Raw genomic sequence first — 24,714 nt, 5'->3', positions numbered from 1 at the left:
CAGCGGTCGACGCTGCCCTTCCTTTGCCGTAGACTGGCGGCGTACCAGCAAGACTGTACCTGGGGCCGATTAGGATTCGACGCCGGTAACAAAACTTGAGGGGCATGCCGAGTAGGTGACAGTTCTCGTAAATCCGCTGCCACAACTTCATAGTTGCCAACGACGACAACTACGCTCTGGCCGCCTAAGGGCGCCAGCAGACCCTAGGGGATGCCTGTAAACCCGAAGATTTGGTCTGTCAGATAGAACAGGATCGCCGCCAAGCACGCTGCAGGTGTAACGGCTAAAACTTATGCAGCTCGCTCCAAGCGCCCTGCCACTCGGGCCGCGCGGAGTTAACTCAATAGAGATGGCTACGCATGTAGAACCGATAGCGGCGAACTGGCGGACGGGGGTTCAAATCCCCCCGGCTCCACCAAACCCAAACAGCAAAGCCCCTGACTTCCCTAGCGAAGATCAGGGGCTTTGTGTTTTCAGGCATAGCCCATAGCGCCCCGCAAGCCATTCCCGCACAGCCTTACCGCCCTCGACGAGCGGCAACAGGCAATGGCTTGCCAGCCAACCACTCCCACCACACAGACAAAAAACGCACCCCGCAGACAGATCGCGCAGCCATTTTCAGGTGCTGGCGTTCTGTCATCTGGGTGTGCCGATCGCTGCAGATAGTAGCCCTCTCCCTACCCGTTCAAAGAGGCTACATTGTGCTGCACCGCGTCCTGTACTCCCTGTCCGTCCTCAGCCTTGCCATCAGCTCTGCCCACGGGGCCGAGACCTACAGCCTCGATACTCCGCGGCTGACCGGCATCGACAACTTCCGTGATCTCGCCGGCACTACCAGCGCCTATACCACCAGCCACGACGGGGTCATGCGTTCCGGGGTGTTCTACCGCTCCAATGCGCTGACTCCGACTGCGGCGGATCTGGCCATTCTCAATAGCCTGGGCATCAGCAATGTCTACGACCTGCGCACCGCCAGCGAGATCGCCAGCACGCCGGATACCCTGCCCACGGGGGCGGAGTACCTCAATATCGACATCATCGGCAGTGCCGCGTCCGGGGCGAGCATCAGCACCATCTCGCTCACCAGCGCTGCCGCAGCCGTCGCCATGATGGAACAGACCAACCGCGCCTTCGTCAGCGATAGCGGCATGCGCAGCCAGTTCGCCACCCTGTTCAACGAGCTGGCGGCGGCCGACGGCGCCGCGCTGTTCCACTGCACCGCCGGCAAGGATCGCACCGGCTGGACAGCCGCCGTGCTGCTGAGCATCGCCGGGGTGGACAGCGCCACCATCATGGAAAACTACCTGGCCACCAACGACTACACCGCCGCCCGCGTTGCCGCCACCCTGGCCGCACTGCCAGCCAGCATGGCGGCGATCTACGCGCCACTGCTCGGCGTGCAGGCCAGCTACCTGCAGGCCGGTCTCGACGAAGTGACGGCGCAGTACGGCAGCATGGACAACTACCTCAAGGAAGGCCTGGGCCTGTCCCAGGAGACCATCTACGTGCTGCGCGGCAAGATGGTCTACTACAGCAGCTTGCCGGGTACCGCCGGCCTGGCCGGCAACGCCGCCGCCGGAGCGCAGCTGCTGACCCAGCTGCAGAACAGCAGCCTGTCGGGCGACTACAGCGCCTACAACTACTACCTGCAGTCGGCGGTCGATGCCGGCAGCCTCGGCGGTGTCGAAGCCACGGTCGGCGGCCAGGTGCATGCCGATGCCGCCAGCTACCTGCTGCGCCAGGATGGCCTGATCGAACAGGCCGCCGCACCCTACACCAAGGGCCTCGACCTGCAGTCCGGCCAGCGCCGCCTGTGGCTCACTTCCCTCGCCGGTTACCAGGGCACCGACGGCTCGGCCCAGGCCGCCAGCAGCAACGAACACAGCCAGGGCCTGCTGCTCGGCATCACCCAGCGCTTCAGCGAGCAGCTCAGCGGCCATGCCGGCTTCGGCTACAGCAACGGCAGCGTGCGCAGCGCAGATGGCGAGGCGGACAGCGACCTGACCTTCGTTCGCGGCGGTGCCCGCTTCGCGCCGGGCAGCCTGGAGCAGGGCCTGTTCGTCGACGCCGACCTCAGCGCCGGATACCTCGGTTACAGCAGCAAGCGCGAGCTGGGCAGCGGCCTCGGCAGCGCCAGGGGCGATAGCCACGGCAGCCTCGCCGGCGCCGGCCTGGATCTGGGCTACCGCGTACCGATGAACGGCCTGACCCTGGAACCGAGCCTCGGCGTGCGCGTCAGCCGCCTCGACCTGGCCGGCTTCCAGGAAAAAGGCAGCGAACTGGCCCTGGAGGTCGATGGCATCCGCGAAAACCGCAGCAGCGCCGTGGCCAAGCTCAAGGCCGCCTTCGCGCCCATCGGCCTGGCCAGCGGCTGGCAGCTGACCCCGGGGATCGACGTTGGCTACGACCACGTCCTCGGCGACGCGCAGGTCGACAGCCAGGGCCAACTGCAGGGCCTGGACATCAGCCAGCGCGCCGCCTTCGCCGAGCGCGACCAGTTCAGTGCGGCAGTGAACCTGATGGCCAGCCTGGGCGAGCTGGAGCTGGGCGCCGAAGTCGGCGCCATCGGCGGCGGCGACAGCCATGGCTACAGTGGCAGCCTCAAGGCCAGCTATCCGTTCTGATCGGCGCAATCCATCCGGCCGGCACTCGCTGACGGCCGGGTGTATCCCCCCTGGTTAGCGCCCCGCCCGCTCCTTGCGCAGTTCGGCCGGGCTCAGGCCGAACGCCCCCTGGAAGTACTGGCAGAAGCGCCCGACATTGCTGAAGCCCAGCGCCAATGCCACTTCACCGACCGAGCGCGGGTCGTCCTGGCACAGTGCATCGTAGGCCCGCTGCAAACGCACCTGGCGCTGATAAGCGACGATGGATGTGCCGACGAAACGGCGAAAGCCGTCCTGCAGGGCGCGCAGACTGACGTTAGTCAGTTCGGCCAGCTCGCTGCCGCTGGCCAGGGCCGCCGGGTGTTCCTGGATGTACTCCACGGCCAGCTTCACATGGCGCGGGGCAATCAGCGGCGCCGGGCGTTTGAGCGCCTCGCTGTAGTTGTGCGGCCAGGCCTCCAGCAGCGCATCGATCAGCATCTCCTGCAGGCGCAGCGGCAGCAGCGCGCTGGACTGGATCAGCGGGTCGAACTCCGCACCGGTGGCCATCTCGATCAGCGCCTTGACGCCCTGGAAGGCCCCGCCGTGCAGATCCACCACCTGGGTGAAGCGCACCGGCTGCAGCAGTGGCTTGTCCAGCAGTGTCGCCAGGCGCCTGGCGAACAGCGCGCGGCGTACCGACAGGCCGTACTGGGCATGCCCATCGATGAACCCCACCGAGCGCACCGCAGCCTTCTCGATGGCCAGGCCGAGCGAAGGCACGCCCACGGTCTCGCTGGCCTGGGTGAAGATCACCTTGCCGGCGGTGGGAAACACGAAGGTGATTTCGTCGTCGAGGTCGGGCAGCGCGGTGAGGAGATCGCCGCGAAAGCTCAGGCGGCGGAAGCTGACGCCCTCGTAGCGACCGTAGACGCCGGCGATGGCAATCGGCCGATCCGGGCGCGGCAGCCCGGAATAGAGATTGCCGAACATCCGCGTGAAAAGCGCGCCGAATTCCTCGGCATGCATGTCTGCGGAACGGATCATGAACGGTTTGCGGATACTGCCTGCTTCCACCTTCATCGTTGATCTTCTGGCTGTGCTGCGGATTCGGCTGCTGCGTCCGGGGACGAGCAGAAAAGCTGCGCACTCTAGCGGCCAGTGATGACAACTCGATGATGGCTGATCGGCACCGCGCGCCCGCCGCCATGCGCGGCGGGCCTGGCGCCACTCAGGCGCCGAGGAACGCCAGCACGGCGCGGCTGAAGGCGGCAGCGGCCTGCACGTTGGACAGGTGCGCGGCCGGCAGCTCGACCAGCTCGGCGCCGGCGATGCCGGCCTGGAGGAAACGGCCGTGCTCGCTGGTGGTTACCGGGTCGAAGCTGCCGCAGATGACCAGGGTCGGCGCGCGGATGGCGCCGAGCTGTTCGCGGTAGTCGGCGTCGCGCACTGCCGCGCAATTGGCCGCGTAACCGGCGGGCGAAGTCTGCGCCAGCATGCCGACTATGGGCTCAACCTTGTCCGCCTCGGCCGCGGCGAAATCGGCGGTGAACCAGCGCGAGATCGAGGCATCGCGCAGGTCGCGCATGGCCTGCACGCCGCCGGCCAGCACGGCCTCGATGCGCGGGTTCCAGATCTCCGGGCTGGCGATCTTGGCGGCGGTGTTGCACAGCACCAGGCGCTCGATGCGCTCAGGCGCGTTGATCGCCAGCCACTGGCCGATCAGGCCGCCCATGGACAGGCCGCAGAAGCTGGCCGTGGCAATGCCCAGCGCATCCAGCAGGGCCAGCACGTCGCCGCCCAGCTGCTCGATGCTATAGGGGCCGGGGCTGACCAGGGACTGGCCGTGGCCACGGGTGTCGTAGCGCAGCACACGAAAGTGTTCGGTGAGGGCCGGGATCTGCGCGTCCCACATGTGCAGGTCGGTGCCCAGGGAGTTGGACAGCACCAGCAGCGGCGCGCCGGCCGGGCCTTCGAGTTGGTAATTCAGATCGCCGTCGGCAAGTTTTACGGATGGCATGGAAAACTCCAGGCGGGAAAGCGTGTGTTTATTGAATTGAAGAGTAACGGAGTTCCGCAACCGGAACGTCCCTCACCCCAGCCCTCTCCCGAGGGGAGAGGGAGTTGAGCAGTGCAGTCTGGTACTTCGCGGCTCGCTCAATCCCCTCTCCCGCCGGGAGAGGGTCGGCGGTCGTCAGACCCGCTCGATGACCAGTGCCAGGCCCTGGCCGACACCTACGCACATGGTCGCCAGGCCCAGCTTGCCGCCGGACTTTTCCAGCTGGTGCAGGGCGGTCTGTACCAGGCGCGCGCCGCTGGCACCCAGCGGGTGGCCGAGAGCGATGGCACCGCCGTTGGGGTTGACCCGTGCATCGTCGTCGGCGATGCCCAGCTCGCGCATCACGGCCAGGCCCTGGGCGGCGAAAGCCTCGTTGAGTTCGATCACGTCGAAGTCGCCGACGGCCAGGTTGAGGCGCTCCAGCAGCTTCTGCACCGCCGGCACCGGGCCGATGCCCATCACCCGTGGCGCTACGCCGGCACTGGCCATGCCCAGCACTTTCGCCCGTGGGGTCAGGCCATGTTTGCGCACGGCCTCGGCACTCGCCAGGATCAGCGCCACGGCGCCGTCGTTGACCCCCGATGCGTTGCCGGCGGTGACGGTCTTGTCCGCGCCGTTGACCGGCTTGAGCTTGGCCAGGGCTTCGGCGGTGGTATCCGGGCGCAGATGCTCGTCGCTGTCGATCAGCGTGTCACCCTTCTTGCCCTTGATCACTACCGGGACGATTTCCTCGGCGAAGAAACCGGCGGCCTGGGCACGCCCGGCACGCTGCTGGCTGCGCAGGGCGAAGGCGTCCTGGTCGGCACGACTCACCTGGTAATCATCGGCGACGTTGTCGGCGGTCTGCGGCATGGCATCCACGCCGTACTGCGCCTGCATCAGCGGGTTGATGAAGCGCCAGCCGATGGTGGTGTCTTCGATCTTCTGACCGCGACCGAAGGCGCTGTCGGCCTTGCCCATGACATAGGGAGCGCGCGACATCGACTCGACGCCGCCGGCCAGGGCCAGCTCCATCTCGCCGGCAGCGATGGCGCGGAAGGCGCTGCCCACTGCGTCCATGCCCGAGGCGCACAGGCGGTTGAGGGTCACCCCGGGCACGCTGTGCGGCAGGCCGGCCAGCAGCAGGGCCATGCGCGCGACGTTGCGGTTGTCCTCGCCGGCCTGGTTGGCGCAGCCGAGGAACACCTCGTCGATCGCCGCCTGGTCGAGCTGCGGGTTGCGCTCGAGCAGGGCCTTGAGCGGGATGGCCGCCAGGTCGTCGGCGCGCACCGCCGCCAGGCCGCCACCGAAGCGGCCGATGGGCGTGCGGATGGCGTCGCAGATGAATACCTCGCGACTCATTCCTCACCTCCGGCCTGGCCGTGGGCGGCCGCGGTGCGGGCCTCCAGGGCGCGCAGGGCATGCAGCTCGACGGCGGTCGGGGCGAGGGTTTCGGCGACCTGCTCGGCGAAGCGGATGGCCCAGCCGGTGGCCGCGATCACCTGCTCGCGGGTCACCCCCGGGTGCAGCGAGGTGACGATGAATTCGTTGCTGCCGGCTTCCGGCTCCATGATGCACAGGTCGGTGATGATGCCGACCGGGCCCTTGCCGGGCAGGCCCAGCTGCTTACGGTGGTCGCCGCCCTCGCCGTGGCCGACCGAGGTGATGAAGGCCAGCTTGTCGACGAAGGTGCGGTGCGACTGCTTGAGGATGATCAGCACCTGCTTGGCCGAACCGGCGATCTCCGGTGCACCGCCGGCGCCGGGCAGGCGCACTTTCGGGTTGTGGTAGTCACCGATCACCGTGGTGTTGATGTTGCCGAAGCGGTCGACCTGGGCGGCGCCGAGGAAGCCGACGTCGATGCGCCCGCCCTGCAGCCAGTAGCGGAAGATCTCGCCGGTGGGCACCACGGTGTCGGCGGTCTCGGCCAGTTCGCCGTCGCCGATGGACAGCGGCAGCACGCTGGGTTTGGCGCCGATCGGGCCGGATTCGTAGATCAGCACCACGTCCGGCGAGGAGGTCAGGCGCGCCAGGTTGGCGGCCTTGGACGGCAGGCCGATGCCGACGAAGCACACCGCGCCGTTGTGCAGGCGGCGGGCGGCGGCCACGGTCATCATTTCATTGGTGCTGTAGTCGTGCGTGCTCATCACTTGGCCTCCGCGAGCTTGGTCTGGCTGATCTTTTCTTGGAACTGGGCAAAGTCAGCGGTACCGCGGATGTACTCATCGATCCAGGCGCTGAAGGATTCGCGGTCGCGGGCGATCGGATCCCAGGCCTGGTAGAAGCGGTTGTCGCGCTCGTAGTAGCCGTGGGCATAGGACGGATGGGCGCCACCGGGCACGTGGCAGACGGCGGCCAGCGCCCAGGTCGGCAGCACGCAGGCGTTCATCGGCGCATTGAGGTCGTCGACTATCTCTTCCACGGTGACGATGCAGCGCTTGGCGGCCAGGGCGGCTTCCTTCTGCACGCCGAGGATGCCCCACAGCAGCACGTTGCCCTTGCGGTCGGCCTTCTGCGCGTGGATCACGGTGACGTCCGGGCGCAGCGACGGCACGGCGGCCAGCTGCTCGCCGGTGAACGGGCAGTTGATGAACTTGATGTTCGGGTTGACCTTGGGCAGGTCGGAGCCGGTGTAGGCGCGCAGCACCGCGAACGGCAGGCCCGAGGCGCCGGCCACATAGGCGTTGGCCAGGTCGGCGTGGCTGTGTTCGTCGATCTCCAGGGCCTGCGGCCAGCCCTTCTCCACTGCGTCACGCAGGCGGTGCAGCGAACCCACGCCGGGGTTGCCGCCCCAGGAGAAGGTCAGCTTGCGCGCGCAGCCGGCGCCGATCAGCAGGTCGTAGACCAGGTCGGGAGTCATGCGCATCAGGTGCAGGTCTTTCTTGCCCTGGCGGATGATCTCGTGGGAGGCGGCAGTGGGGATCAGGTGGGTGAAGCCTTCGAGGGCGACGCTGTCACCGTCGTGAACGAAGCGCTGGATGGCTTCGCGCAGGGAAATAAGTTCGGCCATGGTGAGTCTCTGTTGGGAACGAGGCGTGAGGCCAAGTTACTGCCGCTCCCGCCACCATACAATTCGATAATCGACTAACAGTTCGATTATCGAACACTACCAACCTCATCGCGGCCGGCAGAAACGACAACGCCCCGGTAGCCGGGGCGTTGTAGGTCAACTGCTTTGCGCAGCCGGGCTTAAGTCGCGTCGGCGTGGCTAACCAGGCCTTTGACCAAGACAGCCGTGGTCGCCAGGGCCGCCGGCAGCACCAGGGCGGTGAGCACCTGCTCGAAGCTCCAGCCCAGGCCCAGCAGGGTGGCGCCGATCCAGGCGCCGAGAATGGCGCCAAAGCGGCCGATGCCGAGCATCCACGACACGCCAGTGGCGCGCCCCTGAGTCGGGTAGAAGCGTGCCGCCAGCGACGGCATCGCCGATTGCGCGCCGTTGATGCACATGCCGGCCAGCAGCACCAGGGTGGCCAGCAGGGTCACCTGGCCAAGGCTCTGGCCCACGCAGTAGGCGAACACCCCGGCCAGCAGGTAGAAGCAGCCGATCACCTTGTGCGGGTTCCAGCGATCCATCGCCCAGCCCACGCCCACCGCGCTGAGCACCCCGCCGAACTGGAACAGCGCGCCGATGAAGGCGGCCTGCTCCATGCTCGCGCCGCCGTCGCGCATCAGGGTCGGCAGCCAGCTGGTGAGCAGGTAGACGATCACCAGGCCCATGAAATAGGTCAGCCACAGCAGCAGGGTGCCGGCGCGGAACTGCCCGGAGAAGATCAGGCGGAACACGTTGCCACCCGATACCGTCTGCTGCTCCGGCACGCTGAAGGAGCCGGCCAGGGCGATTTCCGCCGGGGCGATCGGCGCCAGCACCTGGCGCACCTTGTCCACCGGGCGGTTGCGTACCACCAGGAAACGCGCCGACTCCGGCAGGCGCCAGGCCAGCAGCAGCGCCAGCAGCAGCGGCAGCAAACCACCGAGCAGCAGCAGGCTGTGCCAGCCGTAGGCCGGGATCAGCTTGGCGGAGATGAAGCCGCCACAGGCCATGCCCAGGTTGAAGCCGCAGAACATGCTGGTCACCAGTAGCGACTTGAGGCGCTCCGGGGTGTACTCGGAAAGCAGCGTGGTGGCATTCGGCATCGCCGCGCCCAGGCCGATGCCGGTGAGCAGGCGCAGCACCAGCAGTTGCTCGACGCTGTTGCTGAAGGCCGAGATCAGGCTGAACAGACCGAACAGGGCCACCGCCGTGACCAGCACCAGCTTGCGCCCGAAGCGGTCGGCCAGCGGCCCGGAACCGAGGGCGCCGAACACCATGCCGATCAACGCGGCACTCATCACCGGGCCCAGGCTGGCGCGGTCGATGCCCCAGTCCTGGGTCAGCGCCGGGGCGATGAAGCCCATGGCAGCGGTGTCGAGGCCATCGAGGAACACGATGAGGAAGCACAGCAGGACGATGCGCCACTGGTAGCGCGACAGCGGCTGGGCGTTGATGAAGGACTGCACGTCCAGGTTGGCACTGATGGGAAGCTGGGCAGAGCGGGTCATGGCGAGAGTTCCTGTGGGTATTGCTTCGCCATGGCACGCACGACGAACGCAGCAGGAATGAGTGGCAGCCAGGGCTGAAGCGGCTCGCAGCCAGGTAACGGCAGGTGCGCGAGGCACTGCTGCTTGTGGCCGTGACGGTCTCTCATTGTTTTTATGGTGGCCCTCCGCGAGAAGGCTGTCGCCACAGTAAGGAGAGACCGGAGCCACTTCAATCCGATAACCGCCTATTCGGGCGATTATCGAACGGCTCTTGTATCCACCCGCTTACCAACAGCCGCGGGGTGCGCCGCGTGCACCACAGGCCGTGCCTGGCACGCCTGCACAGGCTGCGCCCCTAGTGGAACAGCCGCGTGCTCAGCTCGCGGCTGGCCTCCAGCAGCACCGGCAGGAAGCGCGTCTCCAGCTCCTGGCGGCTGACCCGCCCGGCATGGGTGCCGACGTTCAGCGCGGCCAGCACCTGGCCGGCGGAGTCCTTGAGTGGCACGGCCACCGAGCGCAGGCCCATCTCCAGTTCCTGGTCGATGATCACCCAGCCCTGCTGGCGGATCTCGGCGATGCTCGCGCGCAGCCCCTCGACCGTGTGCACGGTGCGGCTGGTCTTGACCTGCAGCTCGGCGCCGGCGAGGTATTCCTCCAGCGCCAGGTCGTCGAGACCGGCGAGGAGGATGCGGCCCATGGAGGTGCAATAGGCCGGCAGCCGACTACCGACGCTGAGGTCGACCGAAATCAGCCGCTGCGGCGTGGCCGAGCGGGCGATGTAGAGAATCTCGTCGCCCTCCAGGGTGGCCATCGAGCAGGCCTCGTGCAGCTGCTCGCTGAGGCGGTCGAGGATCGGCTGGGCGGTAACCGCCAGCGGGGTCGAGGACAGGTAGGCGTGGCCGAGGGTGAGCACCTTGGGCAGCAGCGAGTAGGTGCGCCCGTCGGTGGTGGCGTAGCCGAGCTTGATCAGGGTGTGCAGGCAGCGGCGCACGGCCGCGCGCGGAATCTCGGTGCGGTGGCTGACCTGGGCGATGGTCAGGTGGCGCTTGCGCTCCTGGAAGGCATGGATCACCGCCAGGCCGCGGGCCAGCGAGGTCATGAAGTTGGGATCGCCGGTCAGCGCGTCGATGCGCTTGGCCGGCGAAGCCACGATGGGTGGGGCCATACCCAACAGCGGCGGGTGGGAATTCTCGCTCATGGTCTGATCCTGTGGCGGGCTAGCTTCGAGCGATTATCGAACGCGAGTTCGATAATCGCAATTGACCCACCGATCATCCCGGCCTAACGTGGCGCCGCCAACGCGCCCTGCCGCCCACTACCACGCGGCTCCGGGGCGCCTTGGCGCATGGCCGCGCTCACAAGGCGCGGCCATTCCTACCTAGCGTGTGTTCCACAGGCGACGCCACCCGCGTCGCCCTGCCCTATTTCCCCTCCTCACTCGCGCAGCTTCTGCGCCAGCGAGCGCAACGGCGCCAGCACCTGGCGCTTGGCCTGGCTGCTCAGCGACTCTTGCTGGTAGACCGGCAATGCAGCCACCGTCTCGCCCGGCTGGCGATACGCCGGGAACAGGCTCAGGGCATTGCTCCGCTCGACCCGCGCGGCCTGCCCGGCACTCCAGAAACCGGAAGCCACTAGCTGGCCGATCTGCGCCTGGGTCTGCTGCTCTGGGGCAAACGGCGCGTCACTGCCGAACAGCAGCTGGCTCGGTTCGATCAGCTCGCCCAGGGTGGCCATGGTCGGCCGCGAAACCGAGGTGGCCGTGTCCAGATAGAAGCGCCGCAGATAGGTCAGCACGCCCTGGGTGGCGGTATCGCCAAACTCCTGCATGGTGTTGGCCAGCGATATGCGCCAGGCCACATAGGGCAGGAAGCCGCCGGCATGGGAGAGGATCCAGCGGATCTTGTGGAAGCGCTCCATGCAGCCCGAGAGGATCAGATTCAGCCCGGCGCGAGCAATGTCGCAGGGGAACTCGACCACCCCGAGCGGCGTGCCCAGGCCGAGCGGATCGCGGGCCGGCACGTTGGGGTGGACGAAGACCACGGCGCTGCGCGCATTGAGCTCGTGCATCAGTTCGTCGAACAGCGGGTCGCCGAGAAACTTGCCCGCGTTGCTGGCCAGCAGCACCACGCCGTCGGCCTTGAGCACGTCCAGGGCGTGGATCGCCTCGGCGCAGGCCTGGGCGGTAAAGGGCAGCGGCACATGGGCGAAGAAGCCCAGGCGCTTGGGATGGCGCTCGACCAGCTCGCGGGAGAACTCGTTGCTGCTGCGCGAGAAGGCGCTCAGCTCGGCCGCCTCGGCCTGGATGCCGGGCAGCACCACGGAGGTGATGGCGGTCTGGATGCCATCGGCCTGCAGGGCGGCCATGAACGCCACCTCCGACCACTCCGGCACCGCGAAACCGGCCAGGGTGCGGCTGCCGCGGTGGGCCAGCAGCTCGTCCATGGCCGGGGTCACCAGGTGGCGGTGCACATCGATCTTGCCCGCCTGCGCGGCGGCGGCAATGGCGGCGCGCTCGGCCTGGGGGTCAGCCGGCGCCTGCGGTTGTTCCCCGGGCTCGCTGTGCATGCCCGAAACCAGCACACCCGCTCCCACCAGGGCGCCGGCGCCAGCAACGAAAGTACGACGATTCATGATCACCTCTTGTTCTTGTAGTGGCACGGCGGCTCAGCGGTTGCGCATGTTTTCGACCAGGGACGCCATGGGCCCGGTCATGGCCCGCTTCGCCCTGGCGGCGAGGGATTCGTCGGCGAACAGCGGCGTCGCGCTGATCACCTCGTCGCGCAGGCGGTACTGCGGCAACAGCGCCAGGGCATGGCCACGGCAGATGCCGTACTTGAGCGGGTCGGGGAACAGATCCGACTCGTCCAGGGTGCGGCACTGCAGGGCCGAGGCCGGCGCCGGGGCGAAGGGAAAATCGCTGCCGAACAAGATGTGCGAGGGATCGACCAGCTCCTTCAGCGCCACCATGGAATAGCGCGACGGCGACAGCGCGGTGTCGAAGTAGAAGCGCTCGATGTAGTGCTGCACGCCCCGGGGCGCGTTCTTCTCCAACTCGGGCAGCTGCACGCTGGCCAGGCGCCCGGCCACGAAGGGCAGGAAGCCGCCGGCATGGGCGAGAATCCAGCGGGTGTTGGGGTACTTCTCCTGGGTGCCGCTGAGGATCAGGTTGATCGCCGCGCGGGTGGTGTCGCAGAGAAACTCGATGAGAAAGCCCGGCATGTTCAGGCCGATATTGACACTGGTCTCGTGCAGGTTGGGATGCACGAACACCACCGCGCGGCGGCGATCCAGCTCGCTCATCAGCTCATCAAAGCGCGGGTCGCCGAGGAAGTGGCCATCGGTGCTGCCGAGCAGCACCACGCCATCGGCCTTCAGCACATCCAGGGCATAGATGGCCTCGGCGCAGGCCTGCGCGGTAAAGGGCATCGGCAGCACGGCGAAGAAGCCGAAGCGCCCGGGGTACTGCGCCACCATGCCGGCGGAGAACTCGTTGCAGCGCCGGGCCAGCTCCACGGCCTGGGCCACGCCATCGCCGAAGTGCACACCGGGCGCGGACAGCGAGGTGATCGCGGTCTGGATGCCGTTGGCGTCCATCACCGCGATGGACTTCTGCGGATCCCACTTGGGCAGGGGCGCGCCCGCCACCTTCTCGATGCCCTTGGCCTGCATGGTGGCGACGAAGGCAGGTGGTATCACGTGATGGTGGACGTCTATGCGCCCTTGCTTGATGGACATGGGGTCATTCACCTGAGTGGGAACATCGACCAGCGGCAGCGCCGATCACGAATCAACACAGTCCTATATTGATCATTAGTGTTCAAATATATCAATACATGATTCTTGCTTTCCGCCCTCACGGCGCCGGACGGCGCCCCTTAAACGAGCCGACGAACTGCACAAAGTCCTGATATAGAGCGGCTAAAAGGGGAAAATACGGTGCCATTAAAATATTTTAGACTGAACCATGTTGATTTCACGTGAACACAAGTGTTCAATGCAGGCATTCGCCTTCACCGAAGGGTTCAAGCCGTGAGCGCCATCCAGAAACGTATCCATGAAGCCGCCCTGCGCCTGTTCGCCGAGAAGCGCATCGCCGAGGTCAATATCAGCGAGCTGGCGCAGAGCGCCGGCCTGGCGCGCAACACCATCTACAAGAACCTGGAGTCCATCGACTCGCTGTTCGAAGCGGTGGCCAGCGACCTGTCGGAGGAGATGAACGAGCGCGTCGACCGCAGCGCGGCACCGGGGCTCGACCCCGCCCAGCGCACGGCCAACGGCATCCGCTTCTACATCCGCCGGGCCCACGAGGAGCCACACTGGGGCAGCTTCCTGGTGCGCTATGCGTCCTCCCACGACTCCCTGCAGCGCCTCTGGGATGGCCCGCCGGCACGTGATGCGCTGGCCGGCCTGGCCAGCCAGCGCTTCGACTTCCGCCAGGAACAGCTGATGTCCGCCGTCGGCATGCTCGCCGGCTCGGTACTGGCCGCCATCAGCCTGGTGCTGCAGGGCCACAAGACCTGGCGCGATGCCGGTAGCGACACCGCCGAACTGGTACTGCGCGCCTGGGGCGTGCCGCCTGACGAAGCGCGACGCTTTGCCTGCGAGCCGCTGCCGGTACTGCCCAACCTGGACTGAATCCCGTCGCTTCACCGAGCGTGGCCCAGGCCGCGCAGGGGGAGCTTTTGCCCGAAGAAAACTGGGAGAAGCACCATGAACCAGCCTGAAGCGCCGCCCGCCAGCGGCTAGCACAGCGTCACCCGGGGCGCTGCCCGCCCCGCTCCTCTACCCGATATCCGCCTACGGATCTCATCGAGCCCTCGATGACCTGTACGGGTTGGCTCATCCCGCAAAAAGAGCCTGCGTCGCCGTACAAAAACAACAAGAGGTAGTCACGATGTTCAAGCACCCCCCGGCACAGCCAGCCCGGCTGGCCTGCGCCATCAGCCTTGCCACACTGTTTTGCACACCGGCCCAGGCCATCGACTTTGCCATTGGCGAAATCGACGGCCAGCTCGACTCCACCCTGTCCATCGGCGCCAGCTGGGCGCTGCGCAACCCTGACCCGGATCTGCTCGGCAGCAGCGTCACCGACGACGGCCGACGCAATTTCAAGAAGGGTGAAACCTTCTCCAAGATCTTCAAGGGCATCCATGACCTGCAGCTGAGCCACGGCGATAGCGGCGTGTTCCTGCGCGGCAAGTACTGGTACGACTTCGAGCTGAAGGACGAGAGCCGCCTGTTCAAGGACATCGACGACGACGGCCGCAAGGCCGGCGCGCAGTCCAGCGGCGTGCAGCTGCTGGATGCCTTCGCCTACCACAACTACACGGTCGCCGACCTACCGGGCACCGTGCGCCTGGGCAAGCAGGTGGTCAGCTGGGGCGAGAGCACCTTCATCCAGGGCGGTATCAACAGCATCAACCCGGTGGACGTCGCCGCCCTGCGCCGCCCCGGTTCCGAGCTCAAGGAAGGGCTGATCCCGGTCAACATGCTCTACCTGTCGCAGAACTTCACCGACAACCTGAGCGCGGAGATGTTCTACCAGCTGGAGTGGGATCAGACCGTCATCGACAACTGCGGCACCTTCTTCGCCCCCAACGACGCCATCGCCGACGGCTGCAACGGCCTGGTGGCCGGCCCGGTGCTGGATCAGAACGCCCTGGCCCAGGCCGCCCTGACGCCCTTCGGCGTCAACCTCACCAGTGAAGGCATCCAGGTGCCCCGCGCCGGCGACCACGACGCCCGCAACACCGGCCAGTGGGGCACCGCCCTGCGCTGGTTCGCCCCGGAGCTGGACAGCGAGTTCGCCGCCTACTTCATGAACTACCACAGCCGCATGCCCTTCATCAGCGGCATCAGCAGCCCGCATATGGCCGACCTCGGCTTCGCCAGCCAGGCCTGCGCCAATATCGGCATCAGCAACCCGGGGCTGTGCAACAGCGTGCTCGGCAGCGCCCAGGGCCAGGCGCTGACCCAGGCCTACCGGCTGGGCACCTCGCACTGGTTCGCCGACTACCCGGAAGACATCCAGCTGTACGGCCTCAGCTTCAGCACCAGCCTGCCCACCGGCACCACCCTGGCCGGGGAGATCAGCTACCGGCCGAACATGCCGATCCAGATCAACCCGGTGGACATCATCTCCGCCGCCAGCGGCGAAGCCAGCGCCTCGCCGGTGCTGTCTTCCGGCTACTTCACGGCGGCCAACAGCGCCGCGCTCAAGGGCTACCAGCGCAAGGAAATGACCCAGGCGCAGGTCACCGCCACCCACTTCTTCGACCAGGTGATGGGCGCCGACCGCCTGACCCTGGTCGGCGAGGTGGGCCTGGTGCATGTCAGCGGCATGGGCGGCGACGGCCTGCGCTACGGGCGCAGCACCACCTTCGGCATGGGCGAGCTGGCCGACAACAGCATCTGTACCAATCAGATCAACACCAAGACCCCGCAGTACTGCACCGACGACGGCTTCACCACCAGCACCGCCTGGGGTTATCGGGCCCGTGCGATCTGGGAGTACAGCAACTTGATCGACGGCATCGAGCTCAAGCCCAGCCTGGCCTGGTCGCACGACGTCAACGGCTACGGCCCGGAGCCCGGCTTCAACGAAGGCTCCAAGGCCATCAGCCTGGGCCTGGATGCCGTCTACCTCAACACCTACACCGCCAGTCTCGCCTACACCGACTACTTCGGTGGCGACTACAACGCGAATACCGACCGCGACTACGTTGCGCTCAGCTTCGGCGTGTCGTTCTAAGTGGAGTTATCGACCATGCATAACAAGATCATCCCGGCGTACGCACTCGCCTTTGCCTGCACCCTCTCCAGCCACGCTACCTGGGCCGCCGTCAGCGCCGAACAGGCCAAACAGCTCGGCACCAGCCTGACCCCGCTGGGCGCGGAAATGGCCGGCAATGCCGACGGCAGCATCCCGGCCTGGAACGGCGGCCTGGGCAAAGACGCCGGCACCCTCAGCGCCCAAGGCTTCCTCAGTGACCCGTACGCCAGCGAGCAGCCGCTGTTCACCATCACCGCGCAGAACGCCGCCCAGTACCAGGACAAGCTGACGCCCGGCCAGCTGGCGATGCTCAAGCGCTATGCCGGTAGCTACCAGATTCCGGTCTATCCGAGCCACCGCAGCGCCAGCCTGCCGGACGCCGTGTACCAGGCCGCGCGGGACAACGCGATCAACACCAAGCTGGTCGAGGGCGGCAACGGCCTGGCCGACTTCAGCACCGCGATTCCCTTCCCGATCCCGCAGAACGGCCTGGAAGTGGTGTGGAACCACATCACCCGCTACCGCGGTGGCAGCGCCAAGCGCACCCACGTGCAGGCCACGCCACTGGCCGACGGCAAGTTCGTGCCGGTGTACTTCAAGCAGCAGTTCACCTTCCGCGACCGCATCAAGGACTTCAACCCGGCCAAGCCCGGCAACGTGCTGTTCTACTACAAGCAGCTGGTCACCGCGCCGGCGCGCCAGGCCGGCGACGTGGTGCTGGTGCACGAGACTCTCAACCAGGTGCGCGAGCCACGCATGGCCTGGATCTACAACGCCGGCCAGCGCCGCGTACGGCGTGCCCCGCAGATATCCTACGACGGCCCCTACCCGGCCTCCGAAGGTCAGCGCGTGGCCGACAACCTGGACATGTACAACGGCGCCCCCGACCGCTACGACTGGAAGCTGATCGGCAAGCGCGAGCTGTACATCCCCTACAACAGCTACCGGCTCGACGCGCCCAGCCTGAAGTACGCCGACATCGTCCAGCCCGGCCACCTCAACCCCGCGTATACCCGTTACGAGCTGCACCGCGTATGGCAGGTCGAGGGCACCCTGAAGCAGGGCGAACGGCACATCTACGCCAAGCGGGTGTTCTTCATCGACGAGGACAGCTGGCAGATCGCCCTGGCCGACCACTACGACTCGCGCGGCACCCTGTGGCGCACCGCCGAAGGCCACCTGACCCCGCGCTACGACGTGCAGGTGCCCTGGCTGGGCGTAGAGGCGCTGTACGACCTGATCAACGGCCGCTACATCGTCTCCGGCATGCGCAACCAGGAGAAGGATCCAATCGAGTTCGGCTTCTCCTCGCTGTCCTCCGAGTACACCCCGGCGGCCCTGCGCAACGCCGGCATCCGCTGACCCTGCTACTCCGTCGAGGGCGCCCCGCCCACGACCTTTGCCGCCCTGCGGGGCGGTTTTTTTAACGCCCGTGAGCTGCGCGCAGGCCTTTGTGCAGATCACAACACCCATCATTTGAACACTTGTGTTCATATATGAGCACTGATAGTCTTATTTTCATCAGAGCAGGTTCTTCTGGAGCGCACATGAACAACAACGCAGCAATTCCAGGCCTCACCTCCCGCATGGTCAGCGTTGGCCGGCGGCAGATCTTTGTCAGCGAGCTCGGCAGCGGCTACCCCGTGCTGATGCTGCACGGCGGCGGCGCCGGCGCCTCCGGCCTGTCCAACTACTCGCGCAATATCGAGGCGCTGGCCAAACAGTTCCGCGTGCTGGTGGTGGACATGCCCGGCTACGGCCAGTCGACCAAGGGCGTGGAGCGCAACGACCCCTTCGGCGACCTGGCCAGCAGCATGCTCGGCCTGTTCGACGCCCTGCAGATCAAGGCCGCCCATGTGGTCGGCAACTCCCTCGGCGGCGCCTGTGCCCTGCGCATGGCGCTGGAAGCACCGAGCCGCGTCTCGGCCCTGGTGCTGATGGGCCCGGGCGGTGTCGGTACCACCCGCGGCCTGCCCACCAAGGGCCTCAACCAGTTGCTCGACTACTACAACGGCACTGGCCCCTCGCTGGAGAAGATCACCCGCTTCATCCGCGAGTACCTGGTCTACGACGGCAGCCTGGTGACCGACGCGATGATCGCCGAGCGCTACCAGTCGAGCATCGACCCGCAGGTGGTCGCCGCCCCGCCGCTGCGCCGCCCGCCCAGCCTGAAAGCCGCCCTGCGCATGGACTTCACCCGCGACGCGCGCCTGGCCCAGTGCCGCGTGCCGACCCTGGTGCTGTGGGGCGCCGCCGACAAGGTCAACCGCCCCAGCGGCGGCGAGGCCCTGCGCCAGCGCATGCCCGACTGCGACCTGTACCTGTTCAGCAAGACCGGGCACTGGGTGCAGTGGGAACGCGCCGCCGAATTCAACGCCGTCACGGCCGGCTTTCTCGCCTGCCGCACCCCGGCCTGAGCGCGCGGAGCCCCTATGAATCAGGACATCTTCGGCGCCAGCAGCATGGGCTACGCGGTCATCGAATCGAACCGCCTGGAGCGCTGGCAGGCGCTGCTGCAGGACGGCATCGGCCTGCACCTGCAGCACGCGGATAGCAGCACCCTGGCCTTCCGCATGGATCACCATCAGCGCCGCCTGATAATTCAGCGCGGCCCGGCGGAAGACTTCGCCGCCATCGGCTGGCAACTGCGCGACCAGGCCACCCTGGACATCGTCCTGCTGCGCCTGCAGGCCCGCGGCATCGCCGTCCAGGTCAGCAGCGCCGTAGAAGCCGCCGAGCGTGGTGTGCAGCGCTTCTGGCGGGTGCAGGGGCCCAAGCGCCTGGCCATCGAGCTGTTCGTCGATGCCGTAACCACCAGCGAGCCGCTGGACATGCTCAGCCAAGGCTTCATCACCGGTGCGGCCGGCATGGGCCATCTGGCCATCACCAGCCGCCGCGGCCAGGACATGCGCCGCTTCTGGGAGGAGATCTTCGATGCCCGGCAGAGCGACACCATAGTCGAGCAGCTCGGCGGGGTGACCCTCGATATCGAGTTCTTCCGGGTCAATCCGCGCCACCACTCGATCGCCATCGCCCAGGTGCGCGGCATGCCCATCGACCCGATCCGCACCCAGGTGCAGCACATGAACCTGCTGACCACCTCGGTGAGCGAGCTGACCGATGCCTTCCTGCGCTGCCGCCAGCTGGGCTTCGAGATGGCCCACGAGATCGGCGAGCACCCCAACGACCGCGAGCAGTCGTTCTACGTGCTCAGCCCCTCCGGCTTCGAGATCGAGCTGGGCTGGAATGCCCTGGAAGTCGACGAAGCCAGCTGGCAGACCACCACCTACCAGGGCATCAGCCTGTGGGGCCACAAGCCGCCGAAGCGCAGTGCCTGGCACAAGCTGAAAACCAATCTGGGCAACCTCGGCCAGGGCCTGCGCTCGCTGCGCGCCGCCGAGTACTCGCCGCTCTAGGAGTCACCATGAATAGCCAAAATCCCGAAATCGTCGACGTCGTCATCGCCGGCCTCGGCCCGACCGGTGCCACCCTCGCCCACCTGCTCGGCAAGCGCGGCCTCTCGGTGCTGGTGCTGGAGCGCGAGCCGGTGTTCTACGGCAACGCCCGCGCGGTCTACACCGACGACGAATGCATGCGCGTGATGCAGGCCGCCGGCGTCGCCCCCGAGCTGGCCGCCGATATGCAGATCGACACCCCCGCGCAGTGGACTTTCCCCGATGGCCGGGTGATCGGCCGCTACTGGCAGCTCAAGCGCAGCTTCGGCTGGCCGGTGATCAACTTCCTTTACCAGCCCTGGCTGGAGACCAAGCTCAGCGACCTGCTGGCCCGCTACCCGGCGGTGCGCGTACTGCGCGGCCGCGAGCTGGTGGATTTTTCCCAGGACGGCGGGCTGGTCACCATCACCCACCAGGCCACGCAGAACTGCCGCTTCGGTGATGGCGACGGCAGCCGCGTCGACCTCGCTGTCGATCCGGCGCCGGTCACGCTCAAAGCCCGCTACCTGGTCGGCGCCGACGGCGGCCGCAGCACGGTGCGCGAGAAGCTGGGCATCGGCATGGACGGCAAGAACTTCCCCGAACCCTGGCTGGTGGTCGACCTGGAGATGAAGGAGGGCGAAGACGCCCTGCGCCACATCCCCTACTTCAACTTCGTCTGCGACCCGGCCTGCCCGGTGGTCAGCTGCCCGCAGCCGGGGCGTTTCCACCGCTTCGAGTTCATGCTGATGCCCGGGCAGACCAAGGAGTACATGGAAGACCCGGCCACCGTGCGCAGCCTGATCAGCCGCTACGTCGACCCGGACAAGTTCGAGGTCAAGCGCAAGCTGGTCTACACCTTCAACGCCCTGGTCGCCCGCGAATGGCGCAAGGGCCGCGTGCTGCTGGCCGGCGATGCCGCGCACATGACCCCGCAGTTCATGGGCCAGGGCATGAGCTCCGGTGTACGCGACGCCTACAACCTGGCCTGGAAGCTGGAAGCGGTGCTGCGCGGCAAGGCCGCCGAGCAGCTGCTCGACACCTACGGCAGCGAGCGCTACCACCACGCCAAGGCGATGATCGACATCTCGGTGCAGATGAAAGACTTCGTCTCCATGGCCAACCCGCTGGCCGCCGCGCTGCGCAACTTCATCGTGCGGACGCTGAACGTCACCCCGGTGCTCGGCAAGTGGCTACGCGAGGGCGGCTTCAAGCCCACCCCGACCTACAGGGCCGGCAGCTACCTGGGCCTGCCCAGGAATGGTCGCCGCGGCGTCGAGGGCACCCTGCTGCCGCAGCCACAGGTGCGCACCTTCAAGGGCAAGCGCGTGTTGCTCGACGAGGTGCTGGGTGAAGGCTTCGCCCTGATCGGCCTGGAACACGATCCGCAGGCCGCCCTGTCCGCCGAATCGAAGCAGCTCCTCGCCAGCCTGGATAGCCGCTTCGTCACCCTCTACCACTTCGGTGGTCGCCCGCAGGGCATGCACGTGCAACGTCACACCCCGGCCAATCTGGTCGAGGTGGAGGAACCAGACGAAGAGCTGGTGCGCTGGTTCAAGCGCGGCGGCCACGGCCAGGATCTGGTCGCCATCGTGCGCCCGGACAAGTTCGTCTTCGCCCTGGTCGCCGCCGACCAGCTCAACGCCGCGCTGGCCGAGCTGAAACAGCAGCTGGGCTGGCAGCCAGGCTTGGTCAGCGGCCAGCTCGACTTCACCCGCCTGAGGAAAAGCGCATGAGCCACGACGCCCTGAGAAAACTGGAACAGGCCGCCGCCGCGCTGGCCCAGGCGCGCCAGGAGCGCACGCCCTGTGCGCAGATATCCGCCAGCTTCGGCATCGACACGCTGTCCGGCGCCTATGCGGTGCAGGAGCTCAATACCCAGCGCGCCCTGGCCCAGGGCCGGCGCCTGGTCGGGCGCAAGATCGGCCTGACCTCGCTGGCCGTGCAGCAGCAGCTGGGCGTCGACCAGCCGGACTTCGGCATGCTGTTCGCCGACATGGAAGTCGCCGACGGTGGCGCCATCGACTGCAGCCGGCTGATCCAGCCCAAGGCCGAGGGCGAGATCGCCTTCGTCCTCGGCCGCGACCTGCCCAATGTCGATACCACCCTGGCCGAGCTGATCAGCGCGGTGGAGTACCTGCTGCCGGCCATCGAGATCGTCGACTCGGCCATCGCCGACTGGAAGATCACCCTGGCCGACACGGTGGCCGACAACGCCTCCTCGGCCCTCTATGTGCTGGGCAAGCAGCCGACCCGGCTGGCCGCGCTGGATCTGCGCCTGGAAGGCATGCTGCTGGAGAAGAACCGCGCCCAGGCCGCCATCGGCGTCGGCGCCGCCTGCCTGGGCAACCCGCTGGATGCCTGCCTGTGGCTGGCCCGCACCATGGCCGAATTCGGCCGCCCGCTGCAGGCCGGCGACGTGCTGCTGTCCGGCGCCCTCGGCCCCATGACTCCGGTTGTCGCCGGAGACCACCTGCACCTGCGCCTGACCCGCCTGGGCGAAGTCGGCTGCCGCTTCTATTGAGCAGCGACCTGGAGAATCTGCATGAGCACCAAGAAACTGAAAGTCGCCATCGTCGGTTCCGGCAATATCGGCACCGACCTGATGATCAAGGTGCTGCGCAATGCGCAGTACCTGGAGATGGGCGCCATGGTCGGTATCGACCCGGCGTCCGATGGTCTGGCCCGCGCCGCACGACTGGGCGTGGCCACTACCCATGAAGGCGTCGAGGGCCTGACCCGCCTGCCGGTCTTTAGCGAGATCGACTTCGTCTTCGATGCCACCAGCGCCGGCGCTCACGTGAAGAACGACGCATTCCTGCGGGGCCACAAGCCCGCTCTTCGCCTGATCGACCTGACCCCGGCCGCGATAGGTCCCTATTGCGTGCCGGTGGTCAACCTGGAGCACAACCTCGACCAGCTCAACGTCAACATGGTCACCTGTGGCGGCCAGGCCACCATCCCGATGGTGGCGGCAGTGTCGCGGGTGGCGAAAGTCCACTACGCCGAGATCATCGCTTCCATCGCCAGCAAGTCCGCCGGCCCCGGCACCCGCGCCAATATCGACGAGTTCACCGAGACCACCAGCAAGGCCATCGAGGTGATCGGCGGGGCGGCCAAGGGCAAGGCGATCATCATCATGAACCCGGCCGAGCCGCCGCTGATGATGCGCGACACCGTGTTCGTGCTCAGCGAGGCCGCCGACCAGGCGGCCGTCGCCGCCAGCATCGAGGAGATGGCCGCCGCCGTGCAGGCCTACGTGCCCGGCTACCGGCTCAAGCAGCAGGTGCAGTTCGACGAGGTGCATGACCTCAACATCCCCGGCCACGGTCGCTTCAGCGGCCTGAAGACCTCGGTGTTCCTCGAAGTCGAAGGCGCCGCCCACTACCTGCCGAGCTACGCCGGCAACCTCGACATCATGACCTCCGCCGCGCTGGCCACCGCCGAGCGCATGGCCCAGTCGATGCTCCAGGGTTGAGGAGAAAGACCATGACATTCGCTCCGCACAACAAGCTGTATATCTCCGACGTGACCCTGCGCGACGGCAGCCACGCCATCCGCCACCAGTACCGCCTGGAGGACGTGCGCGCCATTGCCCGCGCCCTCGACAAGGCCCGCGTCGACTCCATCGAAGTGGCCCACGGCGACGGTCTGCAGGGTTCCAGCTTCAACTACGGCTTCGGCCGCCACAGCGACCTGGAATACATCGAGGCGGTGGCCGGCGAGCTCAGCCACGCGCAGATCGCCACCCTGCTGCTGCCCGGCATCGGCAGCGTGCATGACCTGAAGAACGCCTATGCCGCCGGCGCCCGCATCGTGCGGGTGGCCACCCACTGCACCGAGGCGGATGTGGCGAAGCAGCACATCGAGTACGCCCGCCACCTGGGCATGGATACGGTCGGCTTCCTGATGATGAGCCACATGATTCCGCCCGAGCAGCTGGCGGCCCAGGGCAAGCTGATGGAAAGCTACGGCGCCACCTGCATCTACATGGCCGACTCCGGCGGCGCCATGAGCATGCAGGACGTGCGCGAGCGCATGCGCGCCTTCCGCGCCGTGCTCAAGCCCGAGACCCAGCTGGGCATGCACGCCCACCACAACCTGTCGCTGGGCGTGGCCAACTCCATCGCCGCGGTGGAGGAAGGTTGCGAGCGTATCGACGCCAGCCTGGCCGGCATGGGCGCCGGCGCGGGCAATGCGCCGCTGGAAGTGTTCATCGCCGCCGCCGAGCGCCTGGGCTGGAACCATGGCACCGACCTCTACACCCTGATGGATGCCGCCGACGACATCGTCCGTCCGCTGCAGGATCGCCCGGTGCGGGTGGATCGGGAAACCCTCGGCCTGGGTTACGCCGGGGTCTATTCGAGCTTCCTGCGGCATGCCGAGGTGGCGGCCGCCAAGTACGGCCTGAAGACCCTCGACATCCTGGTCGAGCTGGGCAAGCGGCGCATGGTCGGCGGCCAGGAAGACATGATCGTCGACGTCGCCCTCGATCTGCTGCAGCAACGCCAGGCGCTGCCCAGCTGAGACCGGGCGAGGCCGCGGCTAGCGCGGCTGCAGCAGCAGGGCGAACAGCTCGGCGTGACCGCCGACGCCGAGCTTGTGGTAGAGGTTGCGCCGGTGCACCTTGACCGTCTCCGGCGAGATGCCCAGGCGCTGGGCGATGGCCTTGCTGGAGAAGCCCTGGAGGATCAGCCGGGCGGTTTCCACCTCGCGCTCGGACAGCCGCGCATCGAAGTGCGCCAGGCGCTGCGCAAGGTCGTCGGCCGGTGCCGCGACTGGCGCCCCGGCCACCGGCAGCAGCTGCAGGTGGCGGCGGATGGCCGCCAGCACCCAGTCGCGCACGCACAGCAGGCGCCCCTGCTCGGCCGCGCTGAACGGCCGCGCGCAGCCCAGAGACAGGCCGAGCACGGCGCCGTCCTGGCGGCAGATGAACTGCAGCTCGTCGCAGCCCACCACCGCGCTGAAGTAGCTCAGGTAGTACTCGCTCTGCTGGAACTGATCCGGCGCCAGGCTGGCCAGGCTGTGCAGGCCGTCGTCGAGGCCGGCGCAGACCGCCTGGTAGAAGGGGTCGAGCTGGTACATGCCGCCGCAGTAGTCGACCAGCCCTTCCGGCTCGCCGTCGCCACGCCGGAAATCGAAGTCGGCCAGCAACTGCGGCGCCCGCCCCGCTCGCATCAGCGCCACCAGGGCGTTGTCCAGCGGCACCAGCAGGCGCAGCTGGTCGACCAGTACGCGCCAGAAAGCATCCGTGCCGAGGTTGGCGAACAACCGCGCCAGGCCCTGATGCACCGGCAGTTCTTCGAGCAAGGCTTCCACCGACTACCCCTTTCGCGTAACCCTTGATGGGAATGGGCGCCTGTCGCGCAC

20 protein-coding genes and 1 other RNA gene are annotated in these 24,714 nt (G+C 67.2%); 11 read left to right on the top strand and 10 right to left on the bottom strand.

Features of this window, described 5'->3' with window-relative positions:
• Positions 1 to 61 precede the first annotated feature (61 nt).
• Together ssrA and A9179_RS03905 are read left to right on the top strand one after the other, a co-directional pair.
• Positions 62 to 418, top strand: a transfer-messenger RNA (tmRNA) gene (ssrA, locus tag A9179_RS03910).
• 283 nt (positions 419 to 701) lie between these two features.
• Complete coding sequence (locus tag A9179_RS03905; protein WP_187804547.1) at positions 702 to 2,624, top strand: tyrosine-protein phosphatase; 1,923 nt, start codon at positions 702 to 704, stop codon at positions 2,622 to 2,624.
• A gap of 54 nt (positions 2,625 to 2,678) precedes the next feature.
• Here A9179_RS03905 and A9179_RS03900 read toward each other — a convergent pair whose 3' ends face one another.
• The 9 genes from A9179_RS03900 to A9179_RS03860 all read right to left on the bottom strand — a co-directional run bounded on the left by A9179_RS03900 (position 2,679) and on the right by A9179_RS03860 (position 12,873).
• Complete coding sequence (locus A9179_RS03900) at positions 2,679 to 3,665, bottom strand: AraC family transcriptional regulator (RefSeq protein WP_262410522.1); 987 nt, start codon at positions 3,663 to 3,665, stop codon at positions 2,679 to 2,681.
• 148 nt (positions 3,666 to 3,813) lie between these two features.
• Positions 3,814 to 4,602: a 3-oxoadipate enol-lactonase gene (gene pcaD / locus A9179_RS03895; RefSeq protein WP_187804546.1), complete on the bottom strand. Its 789-nt coding sequence runs from the start codon at positions 4,600 to 4,602 to the stop codon at positions 3,814 to 3,816.
• 174 nt (positions 4,603 to 4,776) lie between these two features.
• Positions 4,777 to 5,982, bottom strand: a complete 1,206-nt coding sequence (pcaF, locus tag A9179_RS03890) for a 3-oxoadipyl-CoA thiolase (protein ID WP_187804545.1) — start codon at positions 5,980 to 5,982, stop codon at positions 4,777 to 4,779.
• Entirely contained in the window at positions 5,979 to 6,767 is a 789-nt protein-coding gene (locus tag A9179_RS03885) for a CoA-transferase subunit beta (protein WP_187804544.1), read from the bottom strand. Before A9179_RS03885 ends, pcaF begins: the two co-directional genes overlap by 4 nt.
• Positions 6,767 to 7,630, bottom strand: a complete 864-nt coding sequence (locus tag A9179_RS03880; RefSeq protein ID WP_187804543.1) for a CoA transferase subunit A — start codon at positions 7,628 to 7,630, stop codon at positions 6,767 to 6,769. Before A9179_RS03880 ends, A9179_RS03885 begins: the two co-directional genes overlap by 1 nt.
• A 179-nt stretch (positions 7,631 to 7,809) precedes the next feature.
• Entirely contained in the window at positions 7,810 to 9,159 is a 1,350-nt protein-coding gene (gene pcaK / locus A9179_RS03875; RefSeq protein ID WP_187804542.1) for a 4-hydroxybenzoate transporter PcaK, read from the bottom strand.
• Between the two features lie 334 nt (positions 9,160 to 9,493).
• Entirely contained in the window at positions 9,494 to 10,336 is an 843-nt protein-coding gene (locus tag A9179_RS03870) for an IclR family transcriptional regulator domain-containing protein (protein WP_262410521.1), read from the bottom strand.
• Positions 10,337 to 10,572: 236 nt separating this feature from the next.
• Positions 10,573 to 11,769: an amidohydrolase family protein gene (locus tag A9179_RS03865; protein WP_187804541.1), complete on the bottom strand. Its 1,197-nt coding sequence runs from the start codon at positions 11,767 to 11,769 to the stop codon at positions 10,573 to 10,575.
• Positions 11,770 to 11,802: 33 nt separating this feature from the next.
• Positions 11,803 to 12,873: an amidohydrolase family protein gene (locus A9179_RS03860; protein ID WP_187804540.1), complete on the bottom strand. Its 1,071-nt coding sequence runs from the start codon at positions 12,871 to 12,873 to the stop codon at positions 11,803 to 11,805.
• A gap of 294 nt (positions 12,874 to 13,167) precedes the next feature.
• Between A9179_RS03860 and A9179_RS03855 the strand changes: the two genes are divergently transcribed.
• From A9179_RS03855 to dmpG, 9 genes are all read left to right on the top strand, one after another.
• The gene (locus tag A9179_RS03855) at positions 13,168 to 13,773 is read left to right on the top strand and encodes a TetR/AcrR family transcriptional regulator (RefSeq protein ID WP_187804539.1); all 606 of its coding nucleotides are present in this window, start codon (positions 13,168 to 13,170) and stop codon (positions 13,771 to 13,773) included.
• Between the two features lie 259 nt (positions 13,774 to 14,032).
• Positions 14,033 to 15,889 carry a DUF1302 domain-containing protein gene (locus A9179_RS03850; RefSeq protein WP_187804538.1) on the top strand — a complete coding sequence of 619 codons (1,857 nt, stop codon included), beginning with the start codon at positions 14,033 to 14,035 and terminating at the stop codon, positions 15,887 to 15,889.
• A gap of 15 nt (positions 15,890 to 15,904) precedes the next feature.
• Entirely contained in the window at positions 15,905 to 17,272 is a 1,368-nt protein-coding gene (locus A9179_RS03845; protein ID WP_187804537.1) for a DUF1329 domain-containing protein, read from the top strand.
• A gap of 185 nt (positions 17,273 to 17,457) precedes the next feature.
• Entirely contained in the window at positions 17,458 to 18,327 is an 870-nt protein-coding gene (locus A9179_RS03840; RefSeq protein ID WP_187804536.1) for an alpha/beta fold hydrolase, read from the top strand.
• 15 nt (positions 18,328 to 18,342) lie between these two features.
• Entirely contained in the window at positions 18,343 to 19,326 is a 984-nt protein-coding gene (locus tag A9179_RS03835) for a VOC family protein (RefSeq protein ID WP_223123168.1), read from the top strand.
• Positions 19,327 to 19,334: 8 nt separating this feature from the next.
• Positions 19,335 to 21,080: a bifunctional 3-(3-hydroxy-phenyl)propionate/3-hydroxycinnamic acid hydroxylase MhpA gene (gene mhpA / locus A9179_RS03830; RefSeq protein WP_187804535.1), complete on the top strand. Its 1,746-nt coding sequence runs from the start codon at positions 19,335 to 19,337 to the stop codon at positions 21,078 to 21,080.
• Positions 21,077 to 21,868 (top strand): 2-keto-4-pentenoate hydratase, encoded by a 792-nt coding sequence (locus tag A9179_RS03825; RefSeq protein ID WP_187804534.1) that lies wholly within the window; start codon positions 21,077 to 21,079, stop codon positions 21,866 to 21,868. The genes mhpA and A9179_RS03825 overlap by 4 nt, the downstream gene beginning before the upstream one ends.
• A 21-nt stretch (positions 21,869 to 21,889) precedes the next feature.
• Entirely contained in the window at positions 21,890 to 22,822 is a 933-nt protein-coding gene (locus A9179_RS03820) for an acetaldehyde dehydrogenase (acetylating) (protein WP_187804533.1), read from the top strand.
• Between the two features lie 11 nt (positions 22,823 to 22,833).
• Positions 22,834 to 23,871 (top strand): 4-hydroxy-2-oxovalerate aldolase, encoded by a 1,038-nt coding sequence (dmpG, locus tag A9179_RS03815; RefSeq protein WP_187804532.1) that lies wholly within the window; start codon positions 22,834 to 22,836, stop codon positions 23,869 to 23,871.
• A gap of 18 nt (positions 23,872 to 23,889) precedes the next feature.
• Here dmpG and A9179_RS03810 read toward each other — a convergent pair whose 3' ends face one another.
• Positions 23,890 to 24,663: a helix-turn-helix transcriptional regulator gene (locus tag A9179_RS03810; RefSeq protein ID WP_187804531.1), complete on the bottom strand. Its 774-nt coding sequence runs from the start codon at positions 24,661 to 24,663 to the stop codon at positions 23,890 to 23,892.
• Positions 24,664 to 24,714 lie beyond the last annotated feature (51 nt).

Origin of the sequence: Pseudomonas alcaligenes (genome assembly GCF_014490745.1) — a bacterium.
Lineage (GTDB): Bacteria > Pseudomonadota > Gammaproteobacteria > Pseudomonadales > Pseudomonadaceae > Aquipseudomonas > Aquipseudomonas alcaligenes_C.
This window is presented reverse-complemented; position numbering and strand designations above follow the sequence as displayed.